Genomic DNA, 18167 nt, shown 5'->3' with positions numbered 1-18167 from the left:
CTTCCGGCCGGTAGCGGCTTCGCCGGCTTCCGTTTCCAGGAGAGCCGCCTGGCCGACCAGCAGAAGAAGGACTGGCGCAGCAACGACTGGGTGGCTTTCCTGGGCGCCTCGTATTTCCGCGCCATCGGCGACCTGTATCAATATGGGTTGTCGGCGCGCGGCATCGCCATCGATGTGGCCCAGGCCGACAAGGCCGAGGAGTTTCCCGACTTCACCCAGTTCTTCTTCGAGCCGTCCGCGCCCGGCAGCGATACGGTTGTCGTCTATGCACTGCTGGATGGCCCCAGCGTGACCGGCGCCTATAAATTCACGATGCAACGCGGCAGCGGCGTGACCATGGAAGTCGACAAGTCCTTGTTCCTGCGGCGCGACGTCAAGCGCCTGGGCCTGGCGCCGGCGACCTCGATGTACTGGTTCTCCGAGACCGTCAAGGGCACCGGCGTGGACTGGCGTCCGGAGGTGCACGACTCCGACGGCCTGGCGATCTGGCGCGGCAATGGCGAACATGTCTGGCGCCCGCTCAACAATCCGCCGCGCACCATGGCCTCGGCCTTCGCCGACAGCAACCTGCGCGGCTTCGGCCTGTGCCAGCGCGACCGCAATTTCGATCATTACCAGGACGGAGTGATGTACGAGCGCCGCCCCAGCCTGTGGGTCGAGCCGCTCGACGGCTGGGGCGACGGCGAGGTACAACTGATCGAGATCAAGACCGACGACGAGATCCACGACAACATCGTCGCCATGTGGGTGCCCAAGGCGCCCGCCACCGCCGGCTCTGCATACCGCCTGCGCTATCGGCTGTACTGGCAGGGCGACCAGCCCTTTGCCTCGCCACTGGCACGCTGCGTGGCGACACGACTGGGCAATGGCGGCCAGCCAGGCCAGCCGCGTCCGACCAATGTGCGCAAGTTCATGGTCGAATTCAAGGGTGCTCCGTTGCAGGCGCTGCCATTCGGCACCCGCCCCGAGGCGGTGCTGGAGAGCTCACGCGGGAGCTTTTCCTATGTCTTCACCGAGCCGGTACCGAATGGCGTGGCCGGCCACTGGCGGGCGCAATTCGACCTGACCGTGGACGGCGACGAACCGGTCGAGCTGCGCCTGTTCCTGCGCGACAAGGGCCAGGCGCTGTCCGAAACCTGGCTGTTCCAGTACCACCCGTTCAAGACCAGCAGCGTGTATTGATACACCGCTCGATATTTTTCGCAAAAGGGCTTGCACGCCGCAATAATATGCCTCTATAATCTTGCTCTTCGCGGCTGTAGCTCAGCTGGATAGAGTACTTGGCTACGAACCAAGGGGTCGTGGGTTCGATTCCTGCCAGCCGCACCAAATGCAAAAGGGTCCATCGCAAGATGGGCCCTTTTTCTATTTGTGGCCCGCTTTCCGACGGTGCATTGCGCATTTGTCCGACATTGCAACGCCTGCACCATGGTGATAATGGATTTCTTGTTCACCTCGACTGGAGCGGCCATGAAAAAAACATCCCTGTTCATGCTGGCGTTGGCATCGGTAGCAGTCGCAGCCTGTGCCAAGCCGGCCATGCGGCGCGCCGACGAAATCATTCGCCGTCGACGCGGCGAGACCCTCGCCGGCCAACCCACTGAAATCGGCGAACAGGACATGCAGGCCGTCGCGCAGGAAAGCAGCATGGTCGCCGATGGCGCCCAGGCCCACTCTCCCGCACCTGCACCAACCGCGACGGCACAACCGGCCAGCGCCTGATCACCGTGCAAGACCCGTACTCGCTGAACCGGTTCGTGCAGGCGCAGGCGCCGGTGTTCGACCAGGTCGTGGCCGAACTGCGCGCCGGCGCCAAGCGCAGCCATTGGATGTGGTTCATCTTTCCGCAACTGGCCGGACTGGGCCACAGCGACATGGCCATGCGCTTCGCCATTCGCTCCATGGCCGAGGCGCAGGCCTATCTGCGCCATCCGGTGCTGGGCATGCGACTGGTCGAATGCACGCAACTGGCGATGGCCGCGCACAAGGCCGATCCCACGCGTTCGGCAAACGATATTTTCGGCTCACCCGACGACCTCAAGTTTCGCTCCTCGATGACGCTGTTCGCCATGGCCGACCCGGCCCAACCCGAATTCGGCGCCGCGCTGGCGCTGTTCTTCGACGGCCGCGCCGATGCCGCCACCGTAAGCTTGCTGGACAAGGCATCGCAGTAACCCGTTGGCCCGACCGATATTGGGAACCGCCACCGCGGCGACGGTACTCATGGGCATCAGGCAATGTCGCTTGAACATGGCCCGACTGGCCGCCCGACTACTGCTTACCTGCCCCGGCCCATCCATGGCCGCGCGCAGTTGGCGGCCACCGTCGTGCACCTGATCGACAGCGGGCGCAACTGGAGGATATCGATGAAAACCACAGCACATGCCTGCCGCATCCGTTACGTCTTCGCCGACGGCTGCGAAATCGCCGACGACGCCGTCGGCGCCCCTGACCTGCTGGCCAATGCGGCCTATGATCGTGGCGCCGTGGGCGTGACCGTCATGGTGCTGGCGTGAACAGCGTCATGATCGGCTTCGGCGCCGGTTGCGCCTTCATGGCGATGCTGTCGACTGGCCGCGCGCCGGTGGCGGCGTTGTGGCACGGCTCCGCCAGGCCGCTGCTGGTGCTATTGCGGCTCTATGCCTTCCATCGCCGCGGCGGCAAGCCGCGTGGCACTTCCCTCCGCCATGCGCTGCGTGCGCTGTCGGCATGCCTGCCACGCCGCCGTTGGCTGGCTACCGGACGAGCATGAAAAAACCCCGCCAGGCGGGGTTTCGGGGGGTGAACTTGCTGGTTGCTGCGCGCGCAGTTCAGAATGGAATGTCGTCGTCCATGTCCTGGAAGTTGTTGGACGCCGGCTGACGCGCAGGCTGCTGGCGTGGCGCACTGGCACCACCTCCGCCACCGGCACCGCCGCCAGCCTGACGCGGCGCACCGCCGCCGTAGCCGCCACCACCACCACCGTAGCTGCCGCCATCATCCATCGAGCCACCACCGCCACCGCCACCCTGGCGGCTGCCCAGCATCTGCATGGTGTCGGCGATGATTTCGGTGGTGTAGCGCTCGCCGCCGTCCTTGTCGGTCCACTTGCGGGTCTGCAGGCGGCCTTCGACGTAGATCTGCGACCCCTTCTTCAAGTACTGGCCGGCGATTTCGGCCAGCTTGCGATAGAAGGTGATGCGGTGCCATTCGGTGAGCTCTTTCTTTTCACCGCTGTTCTTGTCTTTCCAGCTCTCGGTCGTGGCCACGGCAATGTTGGTGACCGCTTCGCCGTTGGGCATGTAGCGGGTTTCCGGATCGCGCCCAAGGTTGCCGACGATGATGACTTTGTTGACCGATGCCATTGTTTCTCCTCAATACGTTAAGCCGTTACGCCTGCCGCGCGCGCGCCGCGCCGCGGCAGGTTTTTCATGTTAGCCGCGATTATAAGCCAGGACAGCGTCACTAATCCCGATAGAACGAACACTGACGACGTGCCCACATTTTGTTTGAGCCAGCCACCCAGGGCACCGCCGCAGAACAGACCCAGCGCCTGCAGCGTGTTGTAGACACCCAGCGCCGTTCCCTTGGCCTCGGGCGGGGCGATGCGCGACACCAGCGAAGGCTGCGATGCCTCCAGGATGTTGAAGGCCACGAAGAACAGGAACAGCAAGCCCACCAGCACCGACCAGTGCGTCACCGGATGGGACAGCGCGGCCCAGAAGCCCACCTGCACCAGCAGCAGCAGCGCAATCGAGGCCACGAACACCTGTTTCATGCGGCCGTGGCGCTCGGCCACGAATACCGGCGGCAACATCAGCACGAACGAAGCCAGTACCACCGGCAGGTAGATCTTCCAGTGTTCATCGACCGCAATGCCGGAATACTGCACCAGCGCGCCGGGCAACACCACGAACATCGCCAGCTGGCTCATGTGCAGCGTGAACACGCCCGCATTCAGTCGCATCAGTTCGCCATGGCGCAACACCTCGCCCAACGGCACCCGACGTGCGCGCGCCATCGGCGCCGCAGGCACCATCCAGATGACGGCGGCGATGGCCAGCAACGACAGCACACCGGTCAGGCTGAAGATGCCGCCCATGCCGATGTGCTTGAACAATACCGGTGCCGCCACCAGCGACACGGCGAAGGTCAGCCCGATCGAGGCCCCCACCATGGCCATGGCCTTGGTCCGGTGCTCCTCGCGGGTCGAATCGGCGATGAAGGCGGTAATGGCGGCCGAGATCGCACCCGCGCCCTGGATCGCACGGCCCACCGCAACCCATACCACGCTGTCGGCGGCGGCGGCGGCGAACGAACCGACGGCAAACAGCGCCAGGCCGATCACGATGATGCGCTTGCGACCGTATTTGTCGGACGCCATCCCGAACGGAATCTGCCCCAACGACTGCGCCAGGCCATAGATGCCCATGGCCAGCCCGACCAGGAAGGCGTTGTCGCCACCGGGCAAACCGTGGGCGTAGACCGCAAACACCGGCAGGATCAAGAACAGGCCCAGCATGCGCAGGGCGAAGATGGCGGCGAGCGATGCGCTGGCGCGCACTTCCGCGCGCGACATGCCAGACGGTTCAGGCTGGGCGGCGGAAGAAGAAAGCTGTGGCTGGCTCATGATTGGAATGCAGTTGGCGATGGCGCGTCTTGTCTGCGCGCTGGCTAAACCCCACATGGTAACAGCATCGCAAGCCCGGCCGTGGCCGGTGCGATGATCTTGCCAGGCAGGAATCGCCGATCCATGTGCGACGTCAAACCAACACTTCATTGCCACATGCGGGATTATTTGCGTGCGTATGCCTTTGCGACGCAAGGTGGCGGGCATTCCATGTAAAAATACGTCAAGGATATGCTCGCATTCGGCGATGGCCCTGGCGTCATCGTGCGGGAACGGACAAGCGCCGGATCAGGGGGGCCTGGTCTGCACCGGCATGGCCGTTCGTCGAATCGTCAAATCAATTCAATTTATTTTTCCCCGTTTCGCTGTCGGCGAGATGGATGCCTGGCACGCTTATTTCGGCATGTTTCGATTTACTTCCCTTCCCGTCGCGGCCGCCCGGCCAGGAACCATCACGCATGCCGGCATCGCAGCCGCAGCCGGTACGCCCACCAGGGCCGGCCTGGCGTGGCTGCTCATGTTCATCGCACTGGCCTGGCTGACGCCTGGCATCGTCGGGCACGGCCCCTGGAAGCAGGACGAGACCTATTCCTTCGGCATCATCCATCACATGCTGGTGTCGGGCCAGTACCTGGTGCCGACCAACGCCGGCGTCCCCTTCATGGAAAAGCCGCCGCTGTACTACTGGACGGCCGCCTTGTTCGCCCAGGTGCTGTCACCCTGGCTGGCGCTGCACGATGGCGCCCGCCTCGCCAGTATCTTCTACAACCTGGTCACCCTCGGGTTCGTTGCTCGCATCGCCCAGATGATGTGGAACCAGCGCCTGCTGAGCTGGCCGGTGCTGGGCACGCTGGCGCTGTTCGCCGGTTCGCCGGGCATGGTCAAGCATGCCCATGACATGTTTACCGACGTCGCCCTGGTGACCGGCGCGACCATCGCCACCTATGGCCTGCTGGCCATTGCCCTGCATCGGCAGCAGGGCCGCAACGACCGTGCCGCGGCCATCTGGTTCGGACTGGGCGTCGGCGTGGCCCTGATGAGCAAGGGCCTGTTCGTGCCGCTGATCCTGGCGGCCACCGCCGCCTGTACCGGCATCCTGGTGCGCCAGTGCCGCTGCTGGGCCTACCTGCGACTGGTGGGCCTGGCGATCCTGGTATCGCTGCCCTTCTTCGTGATCTGGCCGACCCTGCTGGCGCAGCACTCATGGCCCTTGTTCATGGAATGGTTCTGGGACAACAACGTCGGTCGCTTCTTCGGCTTCTCGGTAGCCAAGCTGGGATCCGACAATGACCATACCGTCATCCTGCGCGCGCTGTCGGGCTTTGCCCTGCCCGGTTCGCTGCTGGCGATCCTGGCCCTGGCCGGCGGCCACTGGCGTCAACTGGGCCACCCCGGCGTCGCGGTCCCGCTGTCGTTCTGCGTCATCAGCATTGCCGTGCTGCAAACCTCGGCCACGGCCCGCCAGCTCTACCTGCTGCCGGTATTGTTGCCGCTGGTAATGCTGGGCGCGCCCGCCATCGAGCGGCTTGCGCACCGGCTGCACCTGGCCTGGGACTGGTTTTCGCGGATCGTCTTCGGGATACTGGCGGTGGTGATCTGGGCTACCTATATCGTGTCGACCTTGCCGACCCAGCACCATCACTGGATCGCCTACTTCGGCAAATGGTTGCCACTGGGCTTCGTCACGCCAATCCAGCCCCTGGCGCTGGCCGGCGCACTGGCCATGAGCCTGTGCTGGACCTGGGCCCTGGGCCGCCTGAAACTGGCCGGCAAGTGGCGCGGCGCGTTGAGCTGGTTCGCCGGCATCACGTTGATGTGGGGCCTGGCCTATACCTTGCTGCTGCCCTGGGGCGACTATGGCAAGAGCTACCAATACGTATACGCCAGGATGCAGCATGCGCTGGCCGCCCAGTGGCAAGCGCGTGATTGCCTGGCCAGCCAGAACCTGGGCGAATCCGAATCGCCCATGCTGTATTACTACACCGGCATCCTGCCGCAGCCACTCGACCTGCCCGGTCACCCGGGCAGCACGCAATGCCGCTGGCTGATCCAGGGCACGCCCGGCGAGCCGCCCCTGCCAGAAGGCGCCTGGCAACCGTTCTGGGAGGGACGGCGCGATGGCGACCGACACCAGTTGCTCAAGCTGTATCGGCGCCCCGACTAGGCATTTTTTTCCACGGTCGCGCTTTCATTCGCAGCCTTTGCTCCCACATCGGTTTGCCACGCGGGGGCAGGCCCAACCTGCCCTTGACAGTCCTGTTATAGTTACAGGTTGATCCCCGGACCCCGCGCCCCACAAGGGCACGCGCGGTGGCAGGAAAACTTTGCAGAAGGCATCCATGGAAGAAATTCGCATTCGCGGCGCACGTACGCACAACCTCAAGAATATCAACCTGGACCTGCCGCGCAACCAGCTCATCGTGATCACCGGGCTGTCGGGTTCAGGCAAGTCGTCGCTGGCATTCGACACGCTCTACGCAGAGGGCCAGCGACGTTATGTCGAGTCCCTGTCGGCCTATGCGCGCCAGTTCCTGCAATTGATGGAAAAGCCCGACGTCGACCTGATCGAGGGCCTGTCGCCAGCGATCTCGATCGAGCAGAAGGCGACCTCGCACAACCCGCGCTCGACCGTCGGCACCGTGACCGAGATCCACGACTACCTGCGCCTGCTGTATGCCCGCGTGGGGACACCATTCTGCCCCGACCATACCGAGCATCCGCTGGAGGCACAGTCGGTCTCGCAGATGGTCGACGCGGTGCTGGCCATGCCGGAAGACACCAAGCTGATGATCATGGCGCCGGTGGTTGCCAACCGCAAGGGCGAGCACGCCGACCTGTTCGAGGCGATGCAGGCGCAGGGCTTCATCCGTTTCCGCATCCAGAGCGGCACCGCGGCGGCCAAGGTGGTCGAGGTCGACGACCTGCCCAAGCTGAAGAAGACCGAAAAGCACACCATCGATGTGGTCATCGACCGCGTCAAGGTCAAGGCGGACATCAAGCAGCGCCTGGCCGAAAGCTTCGAGACCGCACTGCGCCTGGCCGATGGCCGCGCCATTGCGCTCGAGATGGACAGCGGCGCCGAGCACCTGTATTCCAACAAGTTCGCCTGTCCGGTCTGCGGTTATTCGCTGCAGGAACTCGAACCGCGCCTGTTCTCGTTCAACAACCCGATGGGTGCCTGCCCCGAATGCGATGGCCTGGGCCATATCGAGTTCTTCGATCCGCGTCGCATCGTGGCCTTCCCGAACCTGTCGCTGGCCTCGGGTGCCATCAAGGGCTGGGACCGCCGCAACCAGTTCTATTTCCAGATGCTGACCAGCATCGCCGCGTTCTACGATTTCGATCTCGATACGCCGTTCGAGCAACTTGCCGAGAAATCTCAGCAGGCCGTGCTGTATGGTTCGGGCCGTACCGCCATCCCGTTTTCGTACGTCAACGAACGCGGCCGCACCGTGGTGCGCGAGCATAGCTTCGAAGGCGTGGTCAACAACCTGCAGCGCCGTTACCGCGAGACCGATTCGATGGCGGTCAAGGAAGAACTGGCCAAGTTCATCAACGAGAAGCAATGCCCTTCCTGCCACGGCGCACGGCTGCGGGTCGAGGCACGCCATGTGAAGATCGGCGCCGGGCGCCAGCAACGCGCCATCTTCGAGGTCGCCGCCACGCCGCTGCGCGAGACCCTGCAGTTCTTCGAAACGCTCAAGCTGACCGGCGCCAAGAAGGAAATCGCCGACCGTATCGTCAAGGAAATCGTCTCGCGCCTGAAGTTTCTCAACAACGTCGGTCTCGATTACCTGTCGCTGGAACGCAGCGCCGACACCCTCTCGGGCGGCGAAGCGCAGCGTATCCGCCTGGCGTCGCAGATCGGCTCCGGGCTGACCGGCGTGATGTATGTGCTCGACGAGCCTTCCATCGGCCTGCACCAGCGCGACAATGATCGCCTCATCGCTACCCTCAAGCACCTGCGCGACATCGGCAACACGGTGCTGGTGGTCGAGCACGACGAAGACGCCATCCGCACCGCCGATTTCGTGGTCGACATGGGGCCGGGCGCAGGCGTCCATGGCGGCGACGTGATCGCCCAGGGCACGCTGCAGGACATCCTCAAGAACAAGAAGTCGCTCACCGCCAAGTATCTCAATGGCACGCTGGAGATCGCGGTTCCCAAGAAGCGCACCGCGGCCGACCCGGAGCGCCAGTTGATCATCACCGGCGCCACCGGCAACAACCTCAAGAATGTCGACATGGAACTGCCGGTTGGCTTGCTGACCTGCGTCACCGGCGTGTCGGGTTCGGGCAAGTCGACCCTGGTCAACGATACGCTCTACCTGTCGGCGTCGCGCCACCTGTACGGTTCGCAGACCGAGCCGGCCGAACACGAAGCCATCGGCGGACTGGAACACTTCGACAAGGTGATCGCGGTCGACCAGGCGCCGATCGGCCGCACGCCGCGGTCCAACCCGGCCACCTACACCGGCCTGTTCACGCCCATCCGGGACCTGTTCGCCACGGTGCCGATGGCCAAGGAACGCGGCTACAGCGCCGGCCGTTTCTCGTTCAACGTCAAGGGCGGCCGTTGCGAGTCTTGCCAGGGCGACGGTGTCATCAAGGTCGAGATGCACTTCCTGCCGGATGTCTACGTGCCGTGCGACGTCTGCCATGGCAAGCGCTACAACCGCGAAACGCTGGAAGTCCAGTACAAGGGCAAGAACATCACCGAGATCCTCGACATGACGGTCGAGGATGCGCACGAGTTCTTCAAGCCGGTGCCGCTGATCGCGCGCAAGCTGCACACCCTGCTCGACGTCGGCCTGGGGTACATCAAGCTGGGCCAGAGCGCCACCACGCTCTCGGGCGGCGAGGCGCAACGGGTCAAGCTGTCGCTGGAACTGTCCAAGCGCGACACCGGACGCACCTTGTACATCCTGGACGAGCCGACCACCGGCCTGCACTTCCATGACATCGACCTGTTGCTCAAGGTGATCCATCGCCTGCGCGACCAGGGCAATACGCTGGTGATCATCGAGCACAACCTCGATGTGATCAAGACCGCCGACTGGCTGATCGACCTCGGTCCCGAAGGCGGCGCCGGGGGCGGTCGCATCGTCGCCACCGGCACGCCCGAAGACGTGGCCAGGAATCCGGACAGCGTCACCGGCAAATACCTGATCCCGCTGTTGAAGAAAAAGAAATAAAACAAGGGCCGGCTTGCGCGCGCGCAAGGCAACAGAAGAGCATTCCATCTGTATCTTGCGCGCCGCCCCGATATCGTTACAGTGACGTCATCAGGCCACCGCCCCAGAAAGCAAGTCATGCACAACCCGCTGTCCTCCGACCAGGTCGCGTTCTTCCGCGAACAAGGTTACCTGCTGCTCAACGGCATGCTCAGCCCCGAGCGACGCCAGCACATGCTGGAGGTCACCCAGGACCACCTCAGGCGCGCCGTGGCGCCGCTCGAATACGAAGCCGAAGTCGGCTATGCCGGCGCGCCGAGCTCGCTGGAGGCCGAAGGCGGGCGCACCGCGCGCCGCCTGCGCGCGGCCTGGCAACGCGATCCGGTCTATCGCCAATGGGCCGGCGACGCCAACCTGGTGGCGATCTTGCAGCAGCTTTTGGAAGAGCCGGTGTGCATCACGCTGGCGCATCACAATTGCGTCATGACCAAGCATCCCACCTTCGGTACCGCCACCGGCTGGCATCGCGATATCCGTTACTGGTCGTTCGCGCGCAATGCGCTGATTTCGGTATGGCTGGCGCTGGGCGCGGAGACACCGGAAAACGGTGCGCTCAAGTTCATCCCCGGTTCGCATCGCCTGCAACTGCAGCCGGAGCAGATGGACGAACTCGACTTCCTGCGCCCGGAAGTGGCGGCCAACCAGGCGCTGTTCGCGCAGGGCATCGAGTTGTCGCTGGCAGCGGGCGATGTGGTGCTGTTCCACAGCGGGCTGTTTCACGCAGCCGGGCGCAACGACAGCGACCAGGTCAAGTGCTCGGCGGTGTTTGCCTATCACGGTGCCAGCAATCCGCCGCTGCCGGGCACGCGTTCGGCAGCCTCGGAAGACCTGGCCCTCAGCCCGCCAGCCGCGCCGGCTCCACCCGGAACACGCTGACCGCGCCCGACAGTCGCTGCGCCTGGTCCTGCAGCGACTGTGCCGCGGCAGCTGCCTGTTCCACCAGCGCTGCGTTTTGCTGGGTGGTCTCGTCCATCTGCGTGATGGCGCGGTTGACCTCCTCGATGCCGGCGCTCTGTTCGGTGCTGGCGGCGGTGATCTCGCCCATCACATCGGTGACGCGCCGCACGCTGGCCACCACCTCGTCCATGGTCTGGCCGGCCTGCGCCACCAGTGTGCTGCCACGCCCGACCTGGCCCACCGAATCATCGATGAGCAGCTTGATCTCGCGCGCGGCGGCGGCCGAACGTTGCGCCAATGAACGCACCTCGGAGGCCACCACGGCAAACCCGCGCCCCTGCTCGCCTGCGCGTGCCGCTTCCACGGCCGCATTCAAGGCCAGGATGTTGGTCTGGAACGCGATGCCGTCGATCACGCCGATGATGTCGGCGATGCGACCGGAAGCCTCGTTGATGGCACTCATGGTGTCGACCACCTGGCGCACCACCACGCCGCCGCGCGCAGCCACGTCCGACGCCGACGCCGCCAGCTGGTTGGCCTGGCGCGCATTGTCGGCGTTCTGCCGCACGGTGGCGGTCAGTTGCTCCATGGCCGAGGCCGTCTCTTCCAGCGAGCCGGCCTGCTGTTCGGTGCGCGACGACAGGTCGAGGTTGCCGGTGGCGATTTCGGACGATGCCGTGCCGATGGTGTCGGTCGACAACCGCACTTCACCCACGATGTCGCGCAGGTTGTCGTTCATGTGCTTCAGTGCCAGCATCAGTTGCCCGGTTTCGTCGCCGCTGGCTACCGCGATCTGTTGGGTCAGGTCGCCGGCGGCCACGCCTTGCGCCACCTTCACGGCCTGTTCGAGCGGCCGCGAAATGGCGCGCACCAGCAACCAGCCCATCAGCAGCGCAATGAGCAGGCCGCCGGCAATGGCCGCGCTCATTACCATCAGCAGGGTCCGGTAGCGCGCCTGGGCATCGTCGTACAGCTCGCGGCCGACCCGCTGTTGCAAGGCCATCAACTGGGTCATGGTCTGGTGCGCCTCGGCAAACAGCTTGGCCATGTCGCCGTTATAGAGATCGCTGGCGCCCTGGAAATCCCGGTCGCGCAACGACGTCGCGGCCGGCTTGACGCCGGCGGCGATGAACTTCTGCCGCTGCGGCACGAAGCGATCCACCAGCGTCTTTTCTTCCGGGGTGAGATAGGTGGCAAGATAGGCAGCGAGCACGGCGTCGCTCTGGCGCACGGTCTGCTCCAGGGCATCCATGCTGCGATCGATGTCGCCCGAGTCGCCCACGATGGCCGAGGCAATCCCGTAGCGGCCGCTGTCGATGGCCGCTGAAATCTGCTCCAGCTGGGACAGCGCCACCAGCCGGTCTTCGTACAGCGACTGCATCTGCGCATTGGTCGCCCGCAGGCTGCCCAGCCCAAGTCCGCCGGACGCCACCAGCAGCAGCGCCAGCAACGCCATGACCCCGATCAGGCGCGCCTTGATCGTCAACCGATTCAACATTTCTCTCCCCCCGGATTGGCGCGTCGCCTGGAACGGCGACGACGCTAAGGAAAGGCAAAGCATTTCCCGTACCAAGCCCGTTACCATCATTGATTGAGCAGGCGCCGCTCGGCGCGGGCGATTTCTTCCGACGCACCCCGCAACACCAGGATATCCCCGCCCATCAGGATCGTGTCGTGAGCCAGCGTCAGGCGCTGCTTGCCGCGTCGCACCATGGTCACGCCGGCGCCGCATTGCGCCTCCAGGTCCATCTCGCCCAGGGTGCGCCCGATGGCACTGGCGCCCTCGATCAAGGTGACCGACTGCAGCCGTACATTGGCGCCGTCGTGGCCATCGTCGCCATCGGCCAGGCCGTGGAAGTACCCGCGCAGGGACGCATAACGCTCGTCACGCGCCTCCTGCACCCGATGCACCACCCGCCGCAATGGCACGCCCAGCATCACCAGCGCGTGCGAAGCCAGCATCAGGCTGCCTTCAAGCGATTCGGGCACGACCTCGGTGGCGCCGGCGGCCAGCAGCTTGTCGAGGTCGGCGTCGTCGTAGCTGCGCACGATGACCGGCAGCTCGGGCTCCAGTTCGCTGACGTGATGCAATACCTTCAACGCCGATGGCGTGCTGGCATAGGAGACCACCAGGGCCGCGGCGCGGTGGATCCCTGCCGCCACCAGGCTTTCGCGCCGGCCGGCGTCGCCGTACGAGACGTTGGCGCCGCCGCTGCGGGCGTCCTGCACCAGCTCGGGATCGGTTTCGAGTGCGTGATAGGCGATCCCCTCTTCTTCCAGCAGGCGCGCCAGGCTCTGCCCGCTGCGCCCGAAGCCGGCGATGATCACATGTTTCTGGACCGCCATGGTGCGCGTGGCCAGTTGCGTCAGCGCCAGCGATTGCAACATCCATTCATTGGCCGACAGCTTCATGACGATGGCGTCGGACTTGGCCAGGATGAACGGCGTGGCCAGCATCGACAGCACCATCGCCGCCAGGATCACCTGGATCAGCAGCGGATCGATCAGGCGCAGGCCACCGGCCTGGTTCAACAGCACGAAACCGAATTCACCGGCCTGCGCCAGCCCCAGCCCGGTGCGCAAGGCGACGCCGGAACCGGACCCGAACAGCTTGGCCAGCGCCGCGATCAGGCCGAACTTGAGCAGCACCGGACCGCACAGCAGCAACAGCACCAGGAACCAGTGATCCAGCACGACACGCACGTTGAGCAACATGCCGATGGTGATGAAGAACAGGCCCAGCAGCACATCGCGGAAAGACTTGATGTCTTCCTCGACCTGATGCTTGAACTCGGTCTCCGAGATCAGCATGCCGGCGATGAAGGCGCCCAGCGCCAGTGACAGGCCGGCCTTCTCGGTAATCCAGGCCGCACCCAGCGTGATCAGCAGCAGGTTGAGCATGAACAGTTCCTGCGAGCGCCGCTTGACGACGATGCGGAACCACCCGCGCATGAGCTTGTGGCCAAAGAACAGCAGCAGCGCCAGCACCACCAGCGCCTTGCCGACCGCCCATCCCAGCGTGACCATGATGTTGCCGGAATTGCTGGCCAGCGCCGGCACCACGATCAACAGCGGCACCAGCGCCAGGTCCTGGAACAACAGCACGCCCAGGATGCGGCGGCCGTGCTCGGTCTCCAGTTCGAGCCGTTCGGTGAGCAGCTTGGAGACGATGGCGGTAGAGGACATGGTGAGCGCGCCACCCAGGGCAAAGGCCGCCTGCCAGCTGATCGTCGTCAGTTGCGGCAGGAAATAGGCAACCGACCAGCCGAACACCATGGTCGCGGCGATGGTGGTGGCCACCTGCGCCATGCCCAGGCCGAATACGATGTGACGCATGGCCGAGAGCTTGCTGAGCGAAAATTCGAGCCCGATCGAGAACATCAGGAACACCACGCCGAATTCGGCCAGGGCATGGGTGGTTTCGTTGTCTTCGGCAAATCCCAGGCCGTGCGGCCCGATGACGATCCCGACCACCAGGTAACCCAGCATCGGCGGCAGGTGCATCATGCGAAAGGCCACCACCCCCAGCACCGCTGCGGCCAGCAGGAATAAGGTCAGTTCCAGTCCGGAAAACATGTGTGGATGATAGGCGCGTAATGTCGTTGGACCGAGTACGAACAGCGGTGCTACCAACATGCCGGAAGGCAACACGGCTTGCGCTCGACTGTTAGACCAAGCACCGTACGCCCGCGTGCTGCGCCAGCCTGTTGCGCGGATGCTGCACCGCATATGGGCAGCGCCCGCATTTGGTGCGTGCGACCGCTTTCCCTGATGAGCACTTACATCTGGCAAGTTTTTTGCTTTGCTAATTCGTTTATACTTCGGTTATGAGTGTAACCGATGATAAAACCACGTCTGCAACTTTTTCGGCCGCCGCCGCGCAACGCGCGCTCGAGCTGGCGCGCCAGACCCTGCAGATCGAAGCCGACGCCATCCTGGCACTGAAAAACCGCATCACCGACGATAGCGCCGAACCCCTGGCGCGCGCGGTGCATCTATTGCTATCCTGCCAAGGCCGGGCGGTGGTGTCGGGCATCGGCAAGTCGGGGCATGTGGGCCGCAAGATTGCCGCTACACTGGCCTCCACCGGTACGCCTTCGCTGTTCATGCATCCGGCCGAAGCCGCCCACGGCGACCTCGGCATGGTGACCCCGCGCGACACTTTCATCGCCATTTCCAATTCGGGCGAGACGGCCGAATTGCTGGCCATCGTCCCCATCGTCAAGCGCATGGGCGCGGCCATCATTGCCATGACCGGCAACGACGAGTCGAGCCTGGCACAACTGTCCAACGTGCACCTTGACGTCGGCGTGGCAAAGGAAGCCTGCACCCTCAACCTGGCCCCCACGGCCAGCACCACTGCCACGCTGGCCATGGGCGACGCCCTGGCAGTGTCGCTGCTGGACGCACGCGGCTTCCAGGAAGAAGACTTCGCCCGTTCCCATCCAGGTGGCGCCCTGGGCCGTCGCCTGTTGACCCATGTGCGCGATGTCATGCGCAGCGGCGAGGCCGTGCCGGCGGTGCGCCCCGACGTCTCGCTGTCGGCCGCGCTGATGGAAATCACGCGCAAGGGCATGGCCATGACCGCCGTCGTCGACGCGCTGCAGCGCCCCATCGGCGTGTTTACCGATGGCGACTTGCGACGCCTGCTCGAACGCGGCCAGGACTTCACCCGCTTCTCGATTGCCGAGGTGATGCATGCCAATCCGCGCACCGTCAACCAGGACCAGTTGGCCGTGGACGCGGTGCAGCTGATGGAAGAGTTCCGCATCAACCAGCTGTTGGTCACCGATACCGAAGGCAAGCTGACCGGCGCGCTGCATATTCACGACTTGACCCGCGCCAAGGTGATCTGACCATGTCGGACTTCGCCGCCAGCTTCGCGCCCGATGTACTCGCCAAGGCCGCCACCACCCGCCTGATGATCTTCGATGTCGACGGTGTGCTCACCGATGGCGGCCTGTTCTATGGCGAGGACGGCGAGGCCTTCAAGCGTTTCAATGCCCTCGACGGCCACGGCATCAAGATGTTGCAGCAATCCGGCGTGGCGACGGCCATCATCACCGCCCGCCAGTCGGGCTTCGTGGTGCGGCGCGCGCGCGACCTGGGCATCGCCCATGTGTTCCAGGGCATACACGACAAGCGCCAGGCGTTCGAGCAACTGCTGCAACACACGGGCCTGCAGGCGACGCAGTGCGGCTACCTGGGGGACGACGTGATCGACCTGCCGGTATTTACCCGGGTCGGTTTCAAGGCGTGCGTGGCCCACGGCCATCGCGAGGTCAAGCGGCGCGCCGACTACATCACTACCGCCGGCGGCGGCCATGGTGCCGCACGCGAGATCTGCGACCTGGTACTGGCGGCCCAGGGCAACTACGAGGCGGCGCTGGCGCCGTACCTGGCATGAGCAACCACAGCGGTGAACGCGCGGCCCAGCGTATCCGGCTGGGGGTGATCCTGGTGGTCCTGGTCGCACTGGCGCTGGGCAGCTTCTGGGTGCTGCAGGCACTGCGCCGCAATGGCGACCAGACCCCGGTGGAGCGCCCGCGCGGCAAGCCCGACTATTACCTCGAGAACTTCAGCTATGTGAAGATGGCTGTCACGGGCCTGCCGCGTTACGACGTCTCGGGGACCAGAATGGTGCATTACCCCATCGACGATTCGTTCGAGATCACCAAGCCGGTGGTGCATAGCCTGGACGCCGCGCGCCCGCCGATGGAGCTGTATTCCGATACGGCCCGCGTGACCGACGACCAGACCCAGATCCACATGTATGGCAACGCCAATGCAATCCGCGGCGCGGTCAAGGGAAATCCGCCGCTGCACCTGGTGTCGCAATACCTGCTGCTGCTGCCCGATGACGAAATCGTCAAGACCGACAAGGCGGTTGCAATGACGATGGGCACCACCACATTGAACGGTGTGGGCATGATCGCCAACAACGCCACCCAGGAAGTGCAATTGCTGGGTAGCGTACGGGGACACTACGAACCCACCGCCAAGAAACGCTGAGAAAGCCGAGTCATCACCCCCTGGACCCGGCCTCGATCCCGACCCAAGCCACAAGCCCGCTAACTGAAACTATGAAACCATCCTTACTGCTCCCCTGGTTGCTGCTGCTGGCAGTATGTGGCGTTGCGCGCGCCGAGAAGGCCGACTCCACCAAGCCGACCAATATCGAAGCCGACCAGATGGTGTATGACGATGTGCGCCAGGTGAAGACCTTCACCGGCAACGTGGTGCTCACGCGCGGCACGCTGCTGATCAAGGCCGGCCGCGTGGTATTGACCACCGACCAGTACGGCTACGAGTACGCCGTGCTGTACGCCGCGCCGGGCTCGCTGGCAAGCTTCCGGCAAAAGCGCGATGGCGGCCCCGACCTGTGGATCGAAGGCCAGGCCGAGCGCATCGAATATGCCGAGCAGACCGAGATTTCCAAGCTGTTCAATCGGGCCCACATCCAGCGCATGGATGGCAAGCGCATCACCGACGAAGTCAATGGCGAATTCATCTCGTACGACAGTCGCGCCGAGTTCTATTCGGTCAACAACAATGCCTCGGGCCAGAGCAAGCCTGGCTCGGGCCGCATCACGGCCGTGATCCAGCCCAAGACAGCCCCGGTCGACGCGCCCGCCGCGCCGGCCACATCCACCGGAAAGGGTCAGTGACATGGCAAGTTCGCTGGTGGTAAAGGGCCTGAAGAAAAGTTACGGCGCGCGCCAGGTGGTGCGCGATGTGTCGTTGCAGGTCAACAGCGGCGAAGTGGTGGGCCTGTTGGGCCCCAATGGCGCCGGCAAGACCACGTCGTTCTACATGATCGTCGGGCTGGTGCCTTCCGACGGCGGCGAGATCGATCTCGACAACGCGGCCATCTCGCGACTGCCGATCCACGAGCGCGCCACGCTGGGCCTGTCGTACTTGCCGCAGGAGGCCTCGGTATTTCGCAAGCTGAGCGTCGAGGACAACATCCGCGCGGTGCTGGAACTGCGCCGGGAGAACGGCAAGCCGCTGGCGCGTGACGAGATCGAGGCACGCCTGGACAACCTGCTGCATGAACTGCAGATCGAAAAACTGCGCGACAGCCAGGCGCTGTCTTTGTCGGGCGGCGAGCGGCGACGGGTCGAGATCGCCCGCGCCCTGGCCACCGATCCGCGTTTCGTGCTGCTGGACGAACCCTTTGCCGGTATCGACCCGATTGCCGTCATCGAGATCCAGCGCATCGTGCGCTTCCTCAAGGAGCGCGGCATCGGTGTACTGATCACCGATCACAACGTTCGCGAGACCCTGGGCATCTGCGATCGCGCCTACATCATCAACCAGGGCACCGTGCTGGCCAGCGGCAGTCCGGACGAGATCATCGCCAACGAGTCGGTACGACGCGTCTACCTGGGCGAACATTTCCGCATGTAATGTCGCGCTCACGCGAT

General features: G+C 64.5%; 17 protein-coding genes and 1 tRNA gene. 14 read left to right on the top strand and 4 right to left on the bottom strand.

What is annotated here, in order from left to right:
- The 6 genes from PMI40_RS15550 to PMI40_RS15525 form a co-directional block, all read left to right on the top strand.
- Positions 1-1182: glucan biosynthesis protein (locus PMI40_RS15550; protein WP_008117171.1), on the top strand; the 1182-nt coding region annotated here is incomplete at its 5' end.
- A 70-nt stretch (positions 1183-1252) separates the two neighbouring features.
- Positions 1253-1329, top strand: a tRNA-Arg gene (locus PMI40_RS15545).
- Between the two features lie 141 nt (positions 1330-1470).
- Positions 1471-1722, top strand: coding sequence for a hypothetical protein (locus PMI40_RS15540; RefSeq protein ID WP_008117168.1), 252 nt, complete (start codon positions 1471-1473; stop codon positions 1720-1722).
- A gap of 5 nt (positions 1723-1727) precedes the next feature.
- On the top strand, positions 1728-2174 hold the full coding sequence (locus tag PMI40_RS15535) for a DUF1810 domain-containing protein (RefSeq protein ID WP_008117166.1): 447 nt from the start codon (positions 1728-1730) through the stop codon (positions 2172-2174).
- A gap of 192 nt (positions 2175-2366) precedes the next feature.
- Positions 2367-2516, top strand: a complete 150-nt coding sequence (locus tag PMI40_RS15530) for a hypothetical protein (RefSeq protein ID WP_157221570.1) — start codon at positions 2367-2369, stop codon at positions 2514-2516.
- The gene (locus PMI40_RS15525; RefSeq protein ID WP_040502135.1) at positions 2513-2752 is read left to right on the top strand and encodes a hypothetical protein; all 240 of its coding nucleotides are present in this window, start codon (positions 2513-2515) and stop codon (positions 2750-2752) included. The genes PMI40_RS15530 and PMI40_RS15525 overlap by 4 nt, the downstream gene beginning before the upstream one ends.
- Positions 2753-2810: 58 nt before the next feature.
- Here PMI40_RS15525 and ssb read toward each other — a convergent pair whose 3' ends face one another.
- Positions 2811-3344 carry a single-stranded DNA-binding protein gene (gene ssb / locus PMI40_RS15520; RefSeq protein ID WP_008117159.1) on the bottom strand — a complete coding sequence of 178 codons (534 nt, stop codon included), beginning with the start codon at positions 3342-3344 and terminating at the stop codon, positions 2811-2813.
- A gap of 17 nt (positions 3345-3361) precedes the next feature.
- Complete coding sequence (locus PMI40_RS15515) at positions 3362-4558, bottom strand: MFS transporter (protein ID WP_008117157.1); 1197 nt, start codon at positions 4556-4558, stop codon at positions 3362-3364.
- A 454-nt stretch (positions 4559-5012) separates the two neighbouring features.
- Here PMI40_RS15515 and PMI40_RS15510 point away from each other — a divergent pair, with 454 nt between their 5' ends.
- The 3 genes from PMI40_RS15510 (at position 5013) to PMI40_RS15500 (ending at position 10719) form a co-directional block, all read left to right on the top strand.
- A complete protein-coding gene (locus PMI40_RS15510; protein WP_040502147.1) occupies positions 5013-6773 on the top strand; it encodes a glycosyltransferase family 39 protein in 1761 nt (586 codons plus the stop codon).
- Positions 6774-6948: 175 nt separating this feature from the next.
- Complete coding sequence (gene uvrA / locus PMI40_RS15505; protein ID WP_008117154.1) at positions 6949-9804, top strand: excinuclease ABC subunit UvrA; 2856 nt, start codon at positions 6949-6951, stop codon at positions 9802-9804.
- A 117-nt stretch (positions 9805-9921) separates the two neighbouring features.
- Positions 9922-10719, top strand: a complete 798-nt coding sequence (locus tag PMI40_RS15500; RefSeq protein ID WP_008117152.1) for a phytanoyl-CoA dioxygenase family protein — start codon at positions 9922-9924, stop codon at positions 10717-10719.
- Here PMI40_RS15500 and PMI40_RS15495 read toward each other — a convergent pair.
- Complete coding sequence (locus PMI40_RS15495; RefSeq protein ID WP_008117150.1) at positions 10679-12238, bottom strand: methyl-accepting chemotaxis protein; 1560 nt, start codon at positions 12236-12238, stop codon at positions 10679-10681. The genes PMI40_RS15500 and PMI40_RS15495 overlap by 41 nt on opposite strands.
- A gap of 86 nt (positions 12239-12324) precedes the next feature.
- Entirely contained in the window at positions 12325-14316 is a 1992-nt protein-coding gene (locus tag PMI40_RS15490) for a cation:proton antiporter (protein ID WP_008117148.1), read from the bottom strand.
- Positions 14317-14567: 251 nt separating this feature from the next.
- Between PMI40_RS15490 and PMI40_RS15485 the strand changes: the two genes are divergently transcribed.
- The 5 genes from PMI40_RS15485 (at position 14568) to lptB (ending at position 18150) form a co-directional block, all read left to right on the top strand.
- The gene (locus tag PMI40_RS15485; RefSeq protein WP_008117146.1) at positions 14568-15596 is read left to right on the top strand and encodes an SIS domain-containing protein; all 1029 of its coding nucleotides are present in this window, start codon (positions 14568-14570) and stop codon (positions 15594-15596) included.
- Between the two features lie 2 nt (positions 15597-15598).
- A complete protein-coding gene (locus tag PMI40_RS15480) occupies positions 15599-16147 on the top strand; it encodes an HAD family hydrolase (RefSeq protein WP_008117144.1) in 549 nt (182 codons plus the stop codon).
- Positions 16144-16752 (top strand): LPS export ABC transporter periplasmic protein LptC, encoded by a 609-nt coding sequence (gene lptC / locus PMI40_RS15475; protein ID WP_008117141.1) that lies wholly within the window; start codon positions 16144-16146, stop codon positions 16750-16752. Before PMI40_RS15480 ends, lptC begins: the two co-directional genes overlap by 4 nt.
- 71 nt (positions 16753-16823) lie before the next feature.
- The gene (gene lptA, locus PMI40_RS15470; RefSeq protein WP_008117138.1) at positions 16824-17408 is read left to right on the top strand and encodes a lipopolysaccharide transport periplasmic protein LptA; all 585 of its coding nucleotides are present in this window, start codon (positions 16824-16826) and stop codon (positions 17406-17408) included.
- 1 nt (position 17409) lies between these two features.
- A complete protein-coding gene (gene lptB / locus PMI40_RS15465; protein ID WP_008117136.1) occupies positions 17410-18150 on the top strand; it encodes an LPS export ABC transporter ATP-binding protein in 741 nt (246 codons plus the stop codon).
- The last annotated feature ends 17 nt before the right edge of the window (positions 18151-18167 follow it).

The organism is Herbaspirillum sp. YR522, from assembly GCF_000282575.1.
GTDB lineage: Bacteria > Pseudomonadota > Gammaproteobacteria > Burkholderiales > Burkholderiaceae_D > Herbaspirillum.
The sequence above is the reverse complement of the archived record's forward strand: the minus strand, read 5'-3'. Positions and strand labels throughout refer to the sequence as shown.

Bases quoted from the DNA above. Each gene is read 5' to 3' on its own strand.
- PMI40_RS15490 (WP_008117148.1), bottom strand. From the start codon at position 14,316: ATGTTTTCCGGACTGGAACTGACCTTATTCCTGCTGGCCGCAGCGGTG.
- ssb (WP_008117159.1), bottom strand. From the start codon at position 3,344: ATGGCATCGGTCAACAAAGTCATCATCGTCGGCAACCTTGGGCGCGAT.
- PMI40_RS15495 (WP_008117150.1), bottom strand. From the start codon at position 12,238: ATGTTGAATCGGTTGACGATCAAGGCGCGCCTGATCGGGGTCATGGCG.
- PMI40_RS15500 (WP_008117152.1), top strand. From the start codon at position 9,922: ATGCACAACCCGCTGTCCTCCGACCAGGTCGCGTTCTTCCGCGAACAA.
- PMI40_RS15515 (WP_008117157.1), bottom strand. From the start codon at position 4,558: ATGTCGCGCGCGGAAGTGCGCGCCAGCGCATCGCTCGCCGCCATCTTC.
- PMI40_RS15480 (WP_008117144.1), top strand. From the start codon at position 15,599: ATGTCGGACTTCGCCGCCAGCTTCGCGCCCGATGTACTCGCCAAGGCC.
- uvrA (WP_008117154.1), top strand. From the start codon at position 6,949: ATGGAAGAAATTCGCATTCGCGGCGCACGTACGCACAACCTCAAGAAT.
- PMI40_RS15540 (WP_008117168.1), top strand. From the start codon at position 1,471: ATGAAAAAAACATCCCTGTTCATGCTGGCGTTGGCATCGGTAGCAGTC.
- lptB (WP_008117136.1), top strand. From the start codon at position 17,410: ATGGCAAGTTCGCTGGTGGTAAAGGGCCTGAAGAAAAGTTACGGCGCG.
- PMI40_RS15485 (WP_008117146.1), top strand. From the start codon at position 14,568: ATGAGTGTAACCGATGATAAAACCACGTCTGCAACTTTTTCGGCCGCC.
- PMI40_RS15530 (WP_157221570.1), top strand. From the start codon at position 2,367: ATGAAAACCACAGCACATGCCTGCCGCATCCGTTACGTCTTCGCCGAC.
- lptA (WP_008117138.1), top strand. From the start codon at position 16,824: ATGAAACCATCCTTACTGCTCCCCTGGTTGCTGCTGCTGGCAGTATGT.
- PMI40_RS15510 (WP_040502147.1), top strand. From the start codon at position 5,013: ATGTTTCGATTTACTTCCCTTCCCGTCGCGGCCGCCCGGCCAGGAACC.
- lptC (WP_008117141.1), top strand. From the start codon at position 16,144: ATGAGCAACCACAGCGGTGAACGCGCGGCCCAGCGTATCCGGCTGGGG.